This is a genomic window from Latilactobacillus fuchuensis, assembly GCF_900258455.1.
In the GTDB taxonomy this organism is placed as follows: domain Bacteria; phylum Bacillota; class Bacilli; order Lactobacillales; family Lactobacillaceae; genus Latilactobacillus; species Latilactobacillus fuchuensis.
The window spans coordinates 1,562,949-1,578,780 of record NZ_LT984417.1; the positions used below are offsets into that span (position 1 = coordinate 1,562,949).

General features: G+C 42.3%; 15 protein-coding genes and 1 other annotated feature. Of the genes, 2 read left to right on the forward strand and 13 right to left on the reverse strand.

The window, feature by feature from the left end; translation table 11 throughout:
- Positions 1-93: 93 nt before the first annotated feature.
- From greA to LFUMFP_RS07480, 8 genes are all read right to left on the reverse strand, one after another.
- Positions 94-567: a transcription elongation factor GreA gene (gene greA / locus LFUMFP_RS07445; RefSeq protein ID WP_025083619.1), complete on the reverse strand. Its 474-nt coding sequence runs from the start codon at positions 565-567 to the stop codon at positions 94-96.
- Between the two features lie 33 nt (positions 568-600).
- Entirely contained in the window at positions 601-1,230 is a 630-nt protein-coding gene (gene udk / locus LFUMFP_RS07450; RefSeq protein ID WP_025083620.1) for a uridine kinase, read from the reverse strand.
- An 80-nt stretch (positions 1,231-1,310) separates the two neighbouring features.
- Entirely contained in the window at positions 1,311-2,456 is a 1,146-nt protein-coding gene (gene mltG, locus LFUMFP_RS07455) for an endolytic transglycosylase MltG (protein WP_106483350.1), read from the reverse strand.
- An 84-nt stretch (positions 2,457-2,540) separates the two neighbouring features.
- A complete protein-coding gene (pheT, locus tag LFUMFP_RS07460; protein WP_106483351.1) occupies positions 2,541-4,961 on the reverse strand; it encodes a phenylalanine--tRNA ligase subunit beta in 2,421 nt (806 codons plus the stop codon).
- A gap of 3 nt (positions 4,962-4,964) precedes the next feature.
- A complete protein-coding gene (gene pheS / locus LFUMFP_RS07465) occupies positions 4,965-6,011 on the reverse strand; it encodes a phenylalanine--tRNA ligase subunit alpha (RefSeq protein ID WP_025083623.1) in 1,047 nt (348 codons plus the stop codon).
- A gap of 45 nt (positions 6,012-6,056) precedes the next feature.
- Positions 6,057-6,261, reverse strand: a binding site (T-box leader).
- 23 nt (positions 6,262-6,284) lie between these two features.
- Positions 6,285-6,653, reverse strand: coding sequence for a winged helix-turn-helix transcriptional regulator (locus LFUMFP_RS07470; protein ID WP_025083624.1), 369 nt, complete (start codon positions 6,651-6,653; stop codon positions 6,285-6,287).
- Between the two features lie 71 nt (positions 6,654-6,724).
- The gene (locus tag LFUMFP_RS07475; protein ID WP_025083625.1) at positions 6,725-7,237 is read right to left on the reverse strand and encodes an HD domain-containing protein; all 513 of its coding nucleotides are present in this window, start codon (positions 7,235-7,237) and stop codon (positions 6,725-6,727) included.
- Between the two features lie 114 nt (positions 7,238-7,351).
- Positions 7,352-8,113: a TrmH family RNA methyltransferase gene (locus tag LFUMFP_RS07480; RefSeq protein ID WP_025083626.1), complete on the reverse strand. Its 762-nt coding sequence runs from the start codon at positions 8,111-8,113 to the stop codon at positions 7,352-7,354.
- Positions 8,114-8,238: 125 nt separating this feature from the next.
- Here LFUMFP_RS07480 and LFUMFP_RS07485 point away from each other — a divergent pair, with 125 nt between their 5' ends.
- Both LFUMFP_RS07485 and yidC read left to right on the forward strand, forming a co-directional pair.
- Positions 8,239-8,517 carry an acylphosphatase gene (locus LFUMFP_RS07485; RefSeq protein ID WP_025083627.1) on the forward strand — a complete coding sequence of 93 codons (279 nt, stop codon included), beginning with the start codon at positions 8,239-8,241 and terminating at the stop codon, positions 8,515-8,517.
- Between the two features lie 62 nt (positions 8,518-8,579).
- Positions 8,580-9,575: a membrane protein insertase YidC gene (yidC, locus tag LFUMFP_RS07490; RefSeq protein WP_025083628.1), complete on the forward strand. Its 996-nt coding sequence runs from the start codon at positions 8,580-8,582 to the stop codon at positions 9,573-9,575.
- Positions 9,576-9,626: 51 nt separating this feature from the next.
- Here yidC and LFUMFP_RS07495 read toward each other — a convergent pair whose 3' ends face one another.
- The 5 genes from LFUMFP_RS07495 to LFUMFP_RS07515 form a co-directional block, all read right to left on the reverse strand.
- Positions 9,627-11,129: a HAMP domain-containing sensor histidine kinase gene (locus LFUMFP_RS07495; RefSeq protein WP_025083915.1), complete on the reverse strand. Its 1,503-nt coding sequence runs from the start codon at positions 11,127-11,129 to the stop codon at positions 9,627-9,629.
- On the reverse strand, positions 11,129-11,815 hold the full coding sequence (locus tag LFUMFP_RS07500; protein WP_106483352.1) for a response regulator transcription factor: 687 nt from the start codon (positions 11,813-11,815) through the stop codon (positions 11,129-11,131). Before LFUMFP_RS07500 ends, LFUMFP_RS07495 begins: the two co-directional genes overlap by 1 nt.
- A 694-nt stretch (positions 11,816-12,509) precedes the next feature.
- Positions 12,510-13,931 carry an NADP-dependent phosphogluconate dehydrogenase gene (gndA, locus tag LFUMFP_RS07505; RefSeq protein ID WP_025083913.1) on the reverse strand — a complete coding sequence of 474 codons (1,422 nt, stop codon included), beginning with the start codon at positions 13,929-13,931 and terminating at the stop codon, positions 12,510-12,512.
- A 160-nt stretch (positions 13,932-14,091) separates the two neighbouring features.
- Positions 14,092-14,652, reverse strand: a complete 561-nt coding sequence (locus LFUMFP_RS07510; protein ID WP_106483353.1) for a DUF177 domain-containing protein — start codon at positions 14,650-14,652, stop codon at positions 14,092-14,094.
- A complete protein-coding gene (locus tag LFUMFP_RS07515; RefSeq protein WP_106483354.1) occupies positions 14,652-15,824 on the reverse strand; it encodes a nucleotidyltransferase in 1,173 nt (390 codons plus the stop codon). Before LFUMFP_RS07515 ends, LFUMFP_RS07510 begins: the two co-directional genes overlap by 1 nt.
- Positions 15,825-15,832: the final 8 nt, after the last annotated feature.

The following is a 15,832-nucleotide window of genomic DNA, read 5'->3' on the forward strand; positions in this document are numbered from 1 at the left end:
TTTCAACAAAACCCAATCCGTCTATGGGCTGATTAATCAATCAGTCTCATCAAAAAAAGACAATCCTTCGATTGTCTTTTTTTGATAGAACCTTTATTTAACGTCAGTAATCGTGACGTGCATATCGCCACCTGGTGTTTGAATCACCACTTTGTCGCCGGCTTGTTTGCCAACAATTGCTTGACCAATCGGTGAATCATTTGAAATCTTGCCCGCAAGTGGGTCAGATTCAGCCGCCCCAACGATTTGGTATGTTTCTTCTTCGCCATCTTCATCGTCTGTGAAAGTCACGGTTCTACCAACCGCGATGATGCCGTCTGCGACGCTATCAGCATCGATTACTTCGGCAAAACGTAACATATTTTCAACTTCTAAAACACGACTTTCTAACGTACTTTGTTCATCTTTTGCTGATTCATATTCTGAATTTTCAGATAAATCGCCGTAACTACGCGCAATCTTAATCCGGTTAATGACTTCTGGTCGTTTAACCATTTTTAACGTTTCTAATTCCTCAACTAATTTTGCTTTACCAGCTTCGGTCATTGGATATTTTTTTCCAGCCATCTTAGCCACCTCATTTATTTCGTTATTTTTTAATTAAGCATGTAAAATCGATTGAATCTTCGTGACTAACAAATCAATCGCAACACGGTTATTGCCACCTTCAGGGACAATTAAATCCGCATAACGTTTAGTCGGTTCGATAAATTCATGGAACATCGGTTTAACCGTCTTCAAATACTGCGCCACAATGTCGTCAAAACTCCGGCCGCGGGCTTCCATATCACGACTCATCCGCCGTAATAACCGAATATCATCATCGGTATCCACGTAAACCTTAATGTCCATTAAATCACGTAATCGTGGATCTGCCAACACTAAAATACCTTCTAAAATAATCACATCTTGCGGTTCAACATGGACAACTTCATCCGTTCGATTATGAATCGTATAATCATAAACGGGTTGTTCAATTGCTCGATGTTGTTTCAATTCAGTCACTTGCGCCAACAACAGATCCGTATCGAATGCATCTGGATGATCATAATTGGTTTGTTGTCGTTGTTCAAACGGTAAGTCTTGATGTTTATAATAAGCATCTTGTGGTAATAACATCACCGAATGATTGGCAAATTTAGTGGCGATGGCTTGGCTAACGGTTGTTTTACCGCTACCCGATCCGCCGGTAACTCCGATAATAATTGGTGCTTTCTTTTGACTCGACATGGGACGCTCCTTTATTCTCTACTTCTTTTTGAACGGACAGAAGTCGACCCCAATTGAGGTCGACTTCCACGATTTACCAGTTAATCTTCAATCGAATTGGTTGTTTGGGTATGTTCATCTAATGTATGTGAATAATAGACTTCACCAGTTTTGAGATTAGCAACAAAGTATAGATAATCTTGATCGCGTTCGGACGGATTCAAGACAGCCGTTACCGATTGTAAACTTGGTGAATTAAATGGTCCTGGTCCATAACCTGAATGGACGTACAAGTTATAGGGTGAATCGACCTGAACATCCTTATTATACAGATGGGTCTTATGCGTGTTCAACGCGTACATGACCGAAATATCAGATTGAATTGGCATATCAATGTCTAGTCGGTTAAAGAAGACACCGGCAATCTTTTGACGGTCGCTTGCCGTTACCCCTTCACGCTCAACTAAGGAAGCCAAGGTCAAGACTTCTTGAACCGTCAACTTCTTGCTCTTAATCGTTGCATAATAAGGTCGTAAGTTTTGATCCGTTGTTTTGACCATTTCAGTCACAATTTCTTTTAACGTGCTGTCTTTATAAACTTCATAGGTAGCTGGGAATAAATACCCTTCTAGATGGTAACGGACATTTTTCTTAGCCATCGTTGACGTTAATAATTCTGGATACTTCTTCTTCAAGCTCGCTAAGAATTGTTTGTCTTTGATTAATTTAATGAAGTCCGCTTTTGAATACTTAGTATTCTTACCAACCGCTGTTGCGATTTCTTCAAGCGTGACCCCTTCTTTAACCAAGACCTTACCGGTAACGTCCCGTGGTCGGGTTGGTGTGCCTTCTTTTTGCAAGTTTGAAATAATCTTTTCAAAGCCCATCGATTGTTTCAATACATGATAACCCGCTTGGAAATCTGAAAAATTGTGGGTTTTAACGTAGTAATTGAAAACCATTGCACTCTTAATTAATTTCTTTTCTTGTAAAATGGCCGCAATTTCCTTATTGGTTGATCCGTTCGGAATCTTGACCGTAATTTCAGTTTTAGCCGTAGCGTTATAGGGTTTCAATGATGTTTGGACATACCGATAACCCATTAGACCAATAATCACAACGAGCGCTAGCGCAATCCCAATAATCCAATAAACAATCTTATTGGCCGCTTTTTTTTCTGCCCGTCGTTCTGCGTATAGTTGTTCTGATGTTTGTTCAACTGGCTCCTTTTGATCAGCTTTCTTCAAAGGATGACCTCCTAATAGAACTTTTAAATACAATCCTTAAAACATTATACCAAAAATTTTATAAATTGCATTAAAGATTCGGTATTAACGTACTTTTGCGTCAAAAGTCGCGATTAAATGGGCGACAACTTTTTCAAAAGCAGCGGTGACTTCTTCTTCCGTCAACGTCGCGCTTTCATTGAGATACGTCAACGTATACGCCATTGATTTCTCACCGGCTTCAATATGACTACCGGCATAAACATCAAACAACTGAACGGAGACCAAATGTTGGCCGCCCTTAGCTTGAATTGCCGCTACTAAATCAGCATTCGTCACTGATTCAGCGACTTGGAGCGCGATATCTCGAGTCACTTCGGGGAATTTAGGCGCTGGTTTAGCAATTAATGTTTGCATTGGTAAGGCTAGAATTTGCGCAATATCAATTTGGAAAACATAAGTTTCTTTTAAATGATTTGCTTTGGCAATTTGCGGATGAACTTGGCCGACAAAACCAACCAAAATTTCACCAACATAGATTGCAGCCGTGCGGCCCGGGTGCATTTCAGCAAATTCACTCGTCGCAACATAACGCACATCATCCACTAAATTGTAGCTTGCTAATAAGGCGTCAACGACCCCTTTAATCGTATAAAAATCAACCACTTCAGCGGTTACTTGCCATGATTTAACTTGACGGTTGCCGCTTAACAAGCCAGCGACGTATTCTAATTCATGAGGCCGATCTTGTTCAGCCGTTGTTTTCAAGAAAACCCGACCTTGTTCGTATAACGCTAAATCAGTTTGTTTACGAGCGACATTGTAGGCCGCATCATCCAACAAACCAGTGATTAAATTCATTCTTAAATCTGAATGATCTTGGGTCATTGGCCAATCTAGAACGGTCGCTGTTGCGGGCCGTAACATGAATTGTTGCGCCTTTTCTGGCGTGGTTAACGCGTAGCTAATCGCTTGGGTTAAACCAGCGCCTTCCAAGAAATGGCGCGTGTGGCGTAGGGCTTTTTGGGTTGCATTTAACGCCCCAGTCGTCATGGCACCGGTTGGTAGTGTACTTGGTAAATTATCATAACCGTATAGACGCGCGACTTCTTCGATCACATCGGCTTCAATCTCGATGTCCCAACGACGTGCAGGAATCGTAACGGTCAAATGACCTTCATCGTTTGCAACAGCAAAACCAAAACGGTTTAACAACGTGATGATTGTTTCAACCGTTAAATCAGTGCCTAACACATGATTGATCCGTTGCGCTTCAATTTCGACCACTTTGGCAACGGGAGCCAATTGGGTTGGACTCACAACGCCAGCGGTCGCTTGCCCGTTGCCTAATTCAGCCATCATAGCCGCTGCAGCGTCTAACGCCACTTGAACATCAGCTACGTTGACGCCTTTTTCAAAACGTGATGACGCATCGGATCTTAAATTATGCCGTTGGGCGGTTTTACGAACCGCCGTCCGTTCAAAAATGGCTGCTTCGATAATCACATTCGTCGTTTGCGGTGTGATTTCTGAAGCCAAACCACCCATAACACCGGCTAAAGCGATTGGTTGGTGGCCGTCGGTAATCACAATATCTTCAGTCGTTAATTCATGTTCGGCTTCATCCAAAGTCACTAGCTTTTCACCAGCTTGTGCTAAACGGACTTCAATTTGTTTATCAGTACCGGTTAGTGTATCGGCATCAAAAGCGTGCAAGGGTTGACCGTAAGTCATCATCATATAATTAGTGACATCAACCAAGTTGTTGATTGGGCGAATCCCAGCGTGCCATAAACGGGTTTGTAACCAGAGTGGACTAGGTTGAATCGTCACATTTTGGACCATTCGTAATTGGTAGCTAGGCGCCAAGGTTGCATCAGCCACTTTAGCGCTAATTTGTGAGGCCGTCGTCACGTCACTTTCAGCGACCGTCACGGTTTCAAAATGGGGTTGTAAATCTTCAATAGCAGCCACTTCATGAGCGACACCGTGCATCCCCATCGCATCCGCGCGGTTAGCCGTTAAATCTAAATCGATGATTGAATCGGTCATCCCAAGGGCTTCATAGACTTCGGTGCCGGGTTCAATACTTTCTGGGAAAACAAAAATCCCATCGACATAAGCTTTTGGGACAACGCTGTCAGCAAAACCAATTTCTTGGAGGCCACAAATCATGCTCATGGAAGCCACGCCGCGCATCTTACCTTTTTTAATTTTAACGTTATCGGCAATTCGTGAATTTGGTAATGCGACAATCACATCTTGTCCGGCGGCCACGTTTGGTGCACCACAGACAATCTGGAACGGTTCGTCTTCGCCGACATCGACTTGGCAGACGTTTAAATGATCTGAATCTGGATGCGGTTGGCAACTCAAAATATGACCAACGACAATCTTTTTCAGACCAGCACTCATTTGCGTCACGCCGGCGACTTCAATCCCAGTCCGGGTAATTTTTTCAGCCAACGCGGCTGGTTCTGTTGTTAAATCTAGATAGTCTTTTAACCAGTTATAAGATACTTTCATGAATTAGCCCTCCTGTGTGAATTGATTTAAGAATCGAACATCGTTTAAGTAGAAGTTTCGAATATCATCCACACCATATTTCAACATTGCAAAGCGGTCAATTCCGAGACCAAAGGCAAAACCACCATAAACGTCAGGATCAACACCAGCGGCTTTTAAAACGTTCGGATGCGTCATCCCAGCCCCTAAAACTTCAATCCAGCCGGTTTGTTTGCAGACGTTACAGCCTTGGCCATTACAACGGAAACACGAAATATCCACTTCGACAGAGGGTTCCGTAAATGGGAAATAGCTAGGACGGAAACGTAATTGACGATCTTCGCCAAAGATGTGGCGAATCGTGTATTCAAGCGTGCCCTTCAAATCAGCCATCGTAATGTGCTTATCAATGACTTGCCCTTCCATTTGGTAGAATTGATGTGAATGGGTCGCATCATCGGTATCGCGTCGATAGACCCGCCCTGGGCTAATCATGCGAATTGGACCGTTCGCAAAATCATGGCTTTCTAAATCACGTGCTTCGTTAGGTGACATATGCGTCCGCATCAACGTCTCTTTCGTGATGTAAAACGTGTCTTGCATATCGCGAGCCGGATGATTGGCTGGGATATTGAGCATTTCAAAGTTATGCTTTTCATCTTCAACTTCGTAACCAGCGACGACTTGGTAACCCATCCCAACAAATAAATCTTCTAGATCATCGATGACCTGGGTTAACACGTGAGGGGTTCCTTTGACCACTGGTTGGCCAGGTAACGTCACGTCGAGTGTTTCATGGGCCAATTGTGCGGAGGCCTTCTTAGCTTCTAATTCGGCTTTGCGAGCTTCGATGGCTTGCGCTAAATCACTCTTAATTTCATTGGCAAACGCGCCGACTTTTGGTCGTTCTTCATTACTAAGGTCACGCATTCCCCGTAATACTTCGGTAATCGGGCCTTTTTTACCTAATACTTCAACCCGAATTTGATTTAACGCGTCTAAATCAACGACTTTTTGAATCTCTTGCAAACTTTTTTGTTGCAAGGCTTCTAACTGTTCTTTTAATGACATGCTTTGACCTCCTTATTTTTAACAACAAAAAAAGCCCCATCCCTCAAAAGGGACGAAGCTTCGCGGTACCACCCTAGTTTACAGTTATGGTAACTGCACACTCAAAATTGCATAACGGGCAACACCGGACTTGATTAGTCAACTCTGAAAGTGAACTTCACCTAATCCCGTTTGAATAACTTCCAGTCAACTGGTTATTCTCCCTGTTAAAACGGCCTAATAGGTTACTCTTTTTCGTCTTTGTTTTAATAGTTTTATTTTAGCGTAATTTAATTAATTTCGCAACTCATCTTCTGCGTCACACCATTTATCAGACCAAAGGTGGACAGCCGCCATTACGGGTGCTAATTCTTCACCTTTGGTGGTTAAACGATATTCAATTAATGATGAATCCGTACTCGTAATGCGGTCAACAACACCGACCTGTTCGAGTTCCTTTAGTCGCTCGACCAAGACGCGATCGCTGCATTTGGGCACACTGTGCACCAAATTTTTAAAGCGTTGCGTCCCATTTTCTAATAGGACATCTATGATCAGACCATTCCACTTCTTACCTAAAATTGAAAAAGTTTTTTCAAATTTAGGACAAAGTTGAAAGGCCTTCTGACAGTCAGAAGTTACCTTTTCCTTAATCATATCCATTTTTTTCACCTCACACTTATTAATAATAAGTGTACTGAATATTGTTTCAAAAATCAATCTTTTAGCCTAAGCTATTTATTGATTTGTGATGACGCAACTGGTTTAGCCCAACGCTTCTTCATCTTTTGCCAAACGGGTGAACAAAATTCGGTAATCGCACAATAATCATCGACCAACGAGACAATGTAACTTTCCCGATAATGTGGTAACCCAACCGTTGCACCCCACATGTGTTTAACAATGATGTCTTTTTCCAGTGGTGATAATTCCGTTAACTTCTCCGCATTGCGCAACGCAATTCTTGGATGGACGTAGGCGTGGGTCCCTAAATCAAATTTCGTATCGCGCCAGTCATAATAGAATAGATCATGCAATAACCCCGCCCGTGCGATTGAACGCGCGTTTAGGTGCCATTTAAGGGCGACTTCATAGCTCCGGTAAGAAACACTCAAAGAATGTTCCAACCGGTCAGAATGATGATGTTGGGTGTAATTAGCCAACTGTTGCACTTCTGGTTTTTCTAACAAATCGGCAATAATTGCCATGTACGTTTCATCAGTGGACCATTTAGCAGATGTATTCATTCAAAGACTCCTGACATGATTTAAATTAAATTCTGCCCATAGAATAACAGCTTTTTCACCAAAAAAGAAGTTAAACGCCTTAAAAAGTTTTGACTATTAGAAAAACTTAACGATTTAGCCTTCGATTAATTTAAACATCAGAATCCCAGCAGCAACTGCGACGTTCAATGATTCAGCGTGTCCTGGAATTGGAATGTATAAATTATCATCAGCTGCTAATAGTAAATCAACACTGACACCATTGCCTTCATTGCCTAAAATCAAAGCCAAATTATCAGCTTTAGGGACAGCTTGATAGCTAATTGCTGATTGGTTTAATTCAGTGCCATAAACGGGGACTGATTGGTGTTGGAATCGTTTAACCCAATCCAGTAACTTACCTTGGTAAACGGGCAAATGAAAATGGCTACCTTGCATTGACCGTAACAACTTAGGATTATACAAATCGACACTGCCTTCACCTAAAACCACGCCAGCAAACCCAGCAGCGTCCGCTGTCCGGATCATCGTGCCGATATTGCCAGGATCTTGAACGGCGTCTAACAAGAGATAACGGCCTTCTAATGTTTCTGGCACGGTGTTTTCAACGAGTTCAACGACTGCAAAGATACCTTGAGGGGCTTTGGTTTCACTTAAATGTTGCGCCACTTCAGGGGCGATTTCAAAGGTTTGATCGTAGAAACCACGTAAAGCGCGTTCTTCAACATATTTATCCGTTGCAAAAATTTGGCGAATCGTCGCTTTGCTTTGGATGGCTTCTTGCACGAGATGCCAACCTTCTAATAAATAAGTATTTTCCTTACGTTGATTCTTTTTAACCGTCAATTTTTTAGCAGCTTTAATCTTAGCATTTTGGTTCGATTGAATGTATTCCATAATGTGCTCCAGTCTATTTAGTACCTATTATTATACGCGATTTGCCCCCCAATAGCTATGGCGACCATTCTTATTAGTCGCCAAAATCGATTGAACGCCTTACAATAGTGATTGAGGTGATAGAAATGCAAAAAGCAGTTCAATTAGAGGTCTACGGTCGCGTGCAAGGTGTTGGTTTTCGTTGGATGACCAAACTCGTCGCTGACAAACTTGGGATTAAAGGCACCGTGGCCAATCAAGCCGATGGTTCCGTCAAAATTATTGCAATCGGTGAATCCGCTACTTTACAACAATTTATCGGGGCCGTTAAAGCGTCCCCGAGCCCCAGTGGTCACGTGACTAAATTGATTCAAACCGAGCTAGCTGATGTGTCACTGTGTCGTAAATTTTCGGTTGTCGGTTGAAATTCGGCGTTCCTTCCAGTATAGTTACTCTTGTTGAAACTTTACTTGAGAGGGTTAAATTTATGAAAAAAAATAAACGCATTGCAACGCTTGCAATGTTAGCAGTGACGATGACGTTCTTCTTGGCTGGCTGTGTGCCACAAAAGATGAGCGCCCATCCTAAGATTCCAACTGGTTTGATTTACGGTTCATCGTACAAATACATTGCCGTGCCATTGCAACATTTAATGGAAAGCATCGCGAACTTCTTCGGTGGTTTAAACGGCTACGGCTGGGCAATCATCATCATCACCTTCGTGGTCCGGATGATTCTATTACCATTAATGCTCAACCAATCGAACAAGATGACGGAACAACAAGAAAAGACCCGTCGCTTAAAACCACAATTAGACATTATTCAAGAACAACAAAAAGTGGCGACTTCGCCTGAAGAAAAAGCAGAATTAAGCCAATTGATGATGAAAGTCTACAAAGAAAACGGCTCAAGCATGATGCCTAGTCTCGGTTGCTTAACGTTAATCATTCAATTACCAATTTTCTCTGGTTTATACCAAGCCATTCAATATTCACCAGAAATTTCAAGCAGCCATTTCTTAGGCATTGGTTTAGGCCAACCGAACATCATTATTACAATTGTAGCTACCTTGTTCTACGTTGGTCAAAGCGCGTTGTCACTCGTTGGCATGCCCGCAGAACAAAAGAAACAAATGCAAACAACGGTCCTAATGAGTCCTGCGATTACCTTCTTCATTTCATTATTCGCCCCAGCCGGTTTAGCCCTTTACTTCTTGGCGGGTGGGATGATCATGATTATTCAACAAGTCCTCACCACTTTCGTCATCATGCCACGTGTTAAAAAACGGGTCGATGCTGAAATCGCAGAAAATCCAATTGTCACAGTCGTCACTCGCGAGATGTTTAACAAAAAATCCGTTAAACCCGCAGCTGCGGCTAGCGAAACAACCGTCAAAACAAATCAAAAAACAAATGATCATTCAAATCACACAACTGATCACAAACGTAATTCAGGTAAACAGAATCACAAACCACAAGCTTAAGTTTAAAAAACAGGTGTCATCGCTTTGAATCAAGCGGTGACACCTGTTTTTTTAATGGTTTTCTTCAGCTTGTTCAGTCGTTGAGGCTAGTTTTAAGGGGAGTTCAATCCGGAAGACTGAACCATGCCCAACACTACTTTCCAACGACACATTACCTTCATACCCTTCAACTAATTGTTGCGCGATGGCTAATCCTAAGCCGTTACCACCTTTTTCACGACTACGGGCTTTATCGACCCGGTAGAAACGGTGGAAAACGCGTTTCTTATCAGCTTCGGAAATTCCTTCACCGAAATCCTGAACGGCGACTTGGGCGTAACGTTCATCACTGGCAACCGCAATGTGAATTTCCTTGCGAGTTGTTGTATATTTAATCGCATTATCCAATAAAATAATCATAATTTGTTCGAGATGATTCCGATTAACGTTGACTAACGCCGGTTGATGCAAATCATCATCTAAAATAAACGTAAAATCGGGATAGAGCATTTCAAAGTTATGATAATTCTGTAACACAACCTCGCCGACATCGGTGACTTCCGCGGTCCCTTCAGTCACTGCCTGATCGGCTCGGGTTAAATCTAACATTTCTTGGATTAAATTCTTCATACGCAATATTTCTTGTAACGAGGCCGCTAACGATTCGGCAAGCACTTCTGGATCATCCTTGCCCCAGCGATTTAATAATTGTAGATGGCCTTCAATAATCGCAACCGGCGTCCGTAATTCATGCGAGACATCACTCACGAATTGATCTTGTTGTTCAAAATAATGTTGAATTCGATTGAGCATCGCATTAAATGCGAGCCCTAAATCCGATAACTCGTCTTGACTACGCCCTGTTTCCGGAATTCGAACAGCTGAATTTGGTTCTATATTAATCGTTTCAATCGTCTTTTTCATGACTTCAATCGGTTGTAAGAATTGATTGGCCAATAGATAACCAATCACGGCACTAAATAACATCGCAAACAACACAGCCACGACTAACACAATCCGTAATTCATTCATCGCGTGATTATAATCGCGTAGATTATTAAGCACTTGAACGTACCCAATCACTTTGCCGGAACGCCCCGCTTTAATCGGTCGAATACCAACTAATCGGGTTTGCCCGAGTGTGTTTTGGCGTCTCAACGTGTTACTATCACCCTTTGGAAAAGTCCCAACTGAACCCCGTGAGGCAAAAACACCTTGTTTATCAGCATTAAAGACTTTAACCGTGATATCTTGTTGGGCCAATCGCATTAAGGCTGTATCTTGATAAATTGATTTAGAGCCCCGCAATTCGGGGTCGAGTTGATTCGTCACATATTGGGTGGATAACGGTTGATCCGCTTGTGCTAAGCGCTGTTGGATCACTAGAACTGTATCATGAACGTTATCGATTTCTTTATTCAGTAAAATATTGGAAATACTACTCGAAATAACAATTGAAAAAATCGCAAAAGTAATAAAGATGGCTAGCCCGACGGCAGCCGCCCATTTTACTTTTAGCGATATTTTTCGACCCTTATTAACGACTTCAATGGGTTGGTCTTGTTCCGCATTCATCAAGAGCGCATCACGTAACCCGTACCACGAACCGTTTGGATGTAACTTTGTTCGCCAGCACGATCAATCTTATTACGTAAATAACGGATATACACATCCACCACGTTGGTTTCAACGTCTGAATCATAACCCCAAACTTTGCTTAATAGCACATCGCGCGCTAAAACAACGTTGACGTTTTCCATTAAGGTTAACAATAATTCATATTCCCGCTTGGTTAATTCGATGATGTCGTCACCACGCCGCACAACTCGGTTTTCTTTTTCAATCGTTAAATCACGATAAGTGACCGTTGTTTGTTTCGCAGCGTTATGTTCACCTTCGATATCAATTCGACGTAACAAAGCGCGTAAACGCGCCAATAATTCTTCAATCGCAAATGGTTTAACAATATAATCATCAGCACCGTGATCAAGGCCTGAGACCCGATCAATCACTGAATCACGTGCAGTCATCATGATAATCGGTGTGTTCTTAACCTGACGTACCCGCCGACAAACTTCTAACCCGTTTAATTCTGGTAACATTAAATCTAATAAAATGGCATACCATTCTTCATTTAAAGCAGCTTCCAAACCAGTCCGCCCATTAAAATGAACCTCAGTTTCATAACCTTCATGTTTTAGCTCTAATTCTACAAATCGTGCTAAATTCTTTTCATCTTCAATAATTAATATGCGACTCATGTGGTCACTCCCCAGAAATGAAATTTGATGCCTGCCATAAAAGCTCATCTAAACGACGCTTTTACTCATCATCAATTAATGTTACACAGAATATTCTCTTTATTATTTTAGCATAGATTGGGCTAAATAACTAACTAAACTAGCTAGCTGTAGCCATTATGTCGTTAAATTCAAGACTTAAAATGACTATACAAAATAAGTGATGAGTCTTAGTGTTCTGATATTAAACAAACAGGCTGCTTTGACGCGCGCCAGAGGGCATTAATTTCCGTTCAACTGGATAAGCAATTGATAACTTGCTTCCTCAAGTAGGCTTTTCCGGTTAACTACAAATCGGGAACCATGACTAAGTACCGTCATAATTCCCGATTTTAGGCTATACTCAGAAGCTGATCAGCTCAGTCAGCACTCAGACTTTAACGTGCCAACACCCACTGATTCCTGTGCCTAACCTAAAATCCCCCAATTATCCTAAAATCAAGATAATTGGGGGATTTTCTGTTAATGCTCAGTTGCTACCTGCAGCTCGACACACTTACTTCTTTAACGTGCCAACACTTCGGCCATAACATGCTTCTGAGCTAACTTCTTCCGTCTAGCTACAAATCGGGAATCATGACTAAGTACCGTCATAATTCCCGATTTTAGGCTATACTCAGAAGCTGATCAGCTCAGTCAGCACTCAGTATTAAGTTTATTGTTCTTTATACCATGTGTAATGGAAAATACCTTCACGATCTGTCCGTTCGTAAGTATGCGCACCAAAGTAATCCCGTTGTGCTTGGATTAAGTTTGCTGGTAAGACTTCTGAACGATATGAATCAAAGTACGTAATCGCTGCTGTTAAACCAGGTGCTGGAACGCCTTGTTGAATGGCTAAAGCAGCCACATCACGAACAGCGCCTTGATAGTTTTTAGTGATCTCTAAGAAATAGTCGTCTAATAGTAAATTATTTAAATCGGCCTTATGATTAAAGGCATCGGTAATCTTTTGTAAGAAGCGCGCACGAATGATACAACCTTCACGCCAAATCTTAGCGATTTCACCATAATTTAATGACCAATCATAATGATCTGAAGCCACCCGCATTTGTTCGAAACCTTGGGCATAGCTCATAATCTTACTGAAATAGAGGGCTTGGCGAATCTTTTCAATCATCGCTTTTTGATCACCACTAAATTTAGCAACGGTTGGCGCTGGTAGAATCTTGCTAGCCGCAACCCGTTCGTCCTTCATCGCTGAAATATAACGCGCGTAAACTGATTCAGTAATCAAGGATTGTGGCACGCCCAATTCAAGCGCACTTTGTGAACTCCATTTACCAGTCCCCTTATTGCCAGCCGCATCTAAAATCACGTCCACAATTGGTTTACCAGTTTCTAAATCATCTTTACGGGTCAAAATATCAGCTGTAATTTGCATTAAATAACTATCTAATTCACCGTGATTCCATTCTTGGAAGACTGCGGCAATTTCTTCAACTGACAAACCGACAACGTTGCGGAGCAAGTTGTAACTTTCAGCGATTAATTCCATATCGCCGTATTCAATCCCGTTATGCACCATCTTCACGTAATGCCCTGCACCATTCGGGCCGATGTAAGTCACGCAAGGTTGGCCATCTTCAGCTTTAGCTGACATTTGTTCTAGGATTGGGGCTACTAGGTCATAAGCTTCCTTTTGACCACCTGGCATCATTGAAGGGCCTTCTAAGGCACCTAGTTCACCACCAGAAACACCCATGCCGATAAAGTTAATTCCTGATTTATCCAATTCTTTATTCCGACGGATTGTATCACCAAAGAATGTATTACCACCATCAATTAAAACATCACCTTTATCCAATAAAGGTAATAATTCAGTGATGACAGCGTCTGTCCCAGCACCGGCTTTGACCATCAAAATAATCCGACGTGGTTTTTCAAGTGTCTTCACAAAATCGGCGATTGTGTAACTAGCGACCAATTTCTTTTCAGCGTGGTCTTGCATGACCGCTTCCGTTTTAGAACCTGTCCGGTTATAGATAGCGACCGTGTAACCGCGACTTTCGATATTTAATGCTAAATTCTTGCCCATAACTGCCATCCCGATGACACCAATTTGTGGTTGACTCATGTAAAAGGCCTCCTAATAATGTTCTAATTTTAATCGTCACTCATTAATTTTCCAGTAACGTGTTTACTCTGATTATGTTAGCAGAATTGGTGCTCAAATAAAAGGATTTTAACCGAAATGGACCGGTCCATTTTAATTTTTGGTACAAAAAAACGCCAGCTTAGTTGGCGTCATCGTTTTTAGCATCTAACATTTCTTTTAACTTCGCTAATTCTGGATTTGGTGCATATTCTTCTTCAGCTTGTTTCTGCGCAAATTCTTCTTCAGAAATGACGGCCCACGCTTCGCCAGCTGGCATCACGTTTTCCTGTTCTTCTTCGGTTGTTAGAATGTGGCTGGGAATATGCAACAAGATATGATCTTCAATCGCATTTTGTAACGTTAATGTTTCGCCTTCCAATGGGAACAACATATCAGCATCGGTAAACCGATCTAAGTCTTCATCTTCGGGATCGACATAAATCTCACTAAACTTAAAATCAAGCGGTAATTCAACGGGTAACAGACTCCGCGTTGATGGCACCGTTAATTGACCGACAACGTGAACATCGGCAATAATTGCCCGTTGATCAACGGTTAATTGGCCATCAACTTTAAATTCAGAGACATCGATAAGATCGGGTTCTCTTTCTTGCAAGTTTGCCTTTAACACGAGCACTTCTTCAAACGGAAGTGGTCGATCACGGTGTTTTTGTAAAGCTTGGACTGACCATTGTAACATTATTCAACATCCTTTCCCTGATAAAAAAGTGGTTGTCTTGCAAAATTCTGATGCGTATTCGTCAATTGCTCAAAGAGTCGATCGACACGCACTTCTAATCCTAACAAACCAGTCTCAGCCCCCAACTTCGCCGAAATTTTACTAATTAGCGGCCAAGTCAGTTGCTTTTTTAATTGGTGTAGATAGGTTTGCCCGACTTGGTTAAACCCTAACAAACGAACATACGGCTGCTCAAGGGTTTGCTGAATCGCCGTATCTTTAATATTTAAAAGAACGTATAAGCAAACACGTTGTAACCGCGCATACGTGTATCGTTTGGTCTTTAAAGCTTGCAATAACGCTTCGTAGCTGTCAACTTGGGTGATAACCTTCTTAAAACGGTACTCTAGCCCTTCCGACATCTGGTAAACCTGTCTTAATTCGGCTAACGGCGTACTATTAATCCGGTATTGTAACAATGGCCACAATTGCGGCCACTGGACCCCCTGCTGCGTTGTTAAAGCCGCCATCGTTGTGGCCGGCACGACTGGTTGAACCGTGGTCAAATCAACTGGCGTGTGCGCCAATACTTTGCGAATCGCACTCGCACTCGCGTACGCCCCAGTTTGAATCAATTGGTCGGCATGTTGCGCTTGTTGACGTTCAATCGCCAACAATTGCATCGGCTGCGCTAATCGCGCGTTAGCGGCCGCATAACTAATGCCTAACAAATGATTCGGCTGATCGATAGAAAGGTTCAACGTTTGTTGATAGAATTCATTTAATTGCGTTGCGTACGTTTTTTGATAATCGACAAAGGCCGCAGACTGCGCTGGTAAAGCCGCAATCTTTTGCCCGATTGTTTGATAATCAAAAGCTGCTTCTTCACTACCAAAGGCCACTGTTTGACACCCCAATTGGGCTAACAAATCAATTGCCCCGGTCGCGAAACGGTCGGCTGGTTGAACGGCACTCGCAAACGGCAGCTCAACGACCATATCCGCCCCCGCAGCCAATGCAAGTTGCGCACGTGTCCATTTATCAAGTACTGCCGGCTCACCCCGTTGCACGTAATTTCCGCTCATACAAACAATCACGACATCCGCCTGTGACGTTTGTCGTGCCTGTTGTAATTGATAACGATGACCGTTGTGCAACGGATTATATTCAGCGATAATCCCCGTAACTTTCATAGCAACTC

What these genes read in the sequence shown, in the direction of transcription:
- greA (WP_025083619.1), bottom strand. Translation starts at nt 567, where the DNA reads ATGGCTGGAAAAAAATATCCAATGACCGAAGCTGGTAAAGCAAAATTA.
- udk (WP_025083620.1), bottom strand. Translation starts at nt 1,230, where the DNA reads ATGTCGAGTCAAAAGAAAGCACCAATTATTATCGGAGTTACCGGCGGA.
- pheT (WP_106483351.1), bottom strand. Translation starts at nt 4,961, where the DNA reads ATGAAAGTATCTTATAACTGGTTAAAAGACTATCTAGATTTAACAACA.
- pheS (WP_025083623.1), bottom strand. Translation starts at nt 6,011, where the DNA reads ATGTCATTAAAAGAACAGTTAGAAGCCTTGCAACAAAAAAGTTTGCAA.
- LFUMFP_RS07470 (WP_025083624.1), bottom strand. Translation starts at nt 6,653, where the DNA reads ATGGATATGATTAAGGAAAAGGTAACTTCTGACTGTCAGAAGGCCTTT.
- LFUMFP_RS07475 (WP_025083625.1), bottom strand. Translation starts at nt 7,237, where the DNA reads ATGAATACATCTGCTAAATGGTCCACTGATGAAACGTACATGGCAATT.
- LFUMFP_RS07480 (WP_025083626.1), bottom strand. Translation starts at nt 8,113, where the DNA reads ATGGAATACATTCAATCGAACCAAAATGCTAAGATTAAAGCTGCTAAA.
- LFUMFP_RS07485 (WP_025083627.1), top strand. Translation starts at nt 8,239, where the DNA reads ATGCAAAAAGCAGTTCAATTAGAGGTCTACGGTCGCGTGCAAGGTGTT.
- yidC (WP_025083628.1), top strand. Translation starts at nt 8,580, where the DNA reads ATGAAAAAAAATAAACGCATTGCAACGCTTGCAATGTTAGCAGTGACG.
- LFUMFP_RS07495 (WP_025083915.1), bottom strand. Translation starts at nt 11,129, where the DNA reads ATGAATGCGGAACAAGACCAACCCATTGAAGTCGTTAATAAGGGTCGA.
- LFUMFP_RS07500 (WP_106483352.1), bottom strand. Translation starts at nt 11,815, where the DNA reads ATGAGTCGCATATTAATTATTGAAGATGAAAAGAATTTAGCACGATTT.
- gndA (WP_025083913.1), bottom strand. Translation starts at nt 13,931, where the DNA reads ATGAGTCAACCACAAATTGGTGTCATCGGGATGGCAGTTATGGGCAAG.
- LFUMFP_RS07510 (WP_106483353.1), bottom strand. Translation starts at nt 14,652, where the DNA reads ATGTTACAATGGTCAGTCCAAGCTTTACAAAAACACCGTGATCGACCA.
- LFUMFP_RS07515 (WP_106483354.1), bottom strand. Translation starts at nt 15,824, where the DNA reads ATGAAAGTTACGGGGATTATCGCTGAATATAATCCGTTGCACAACGGT.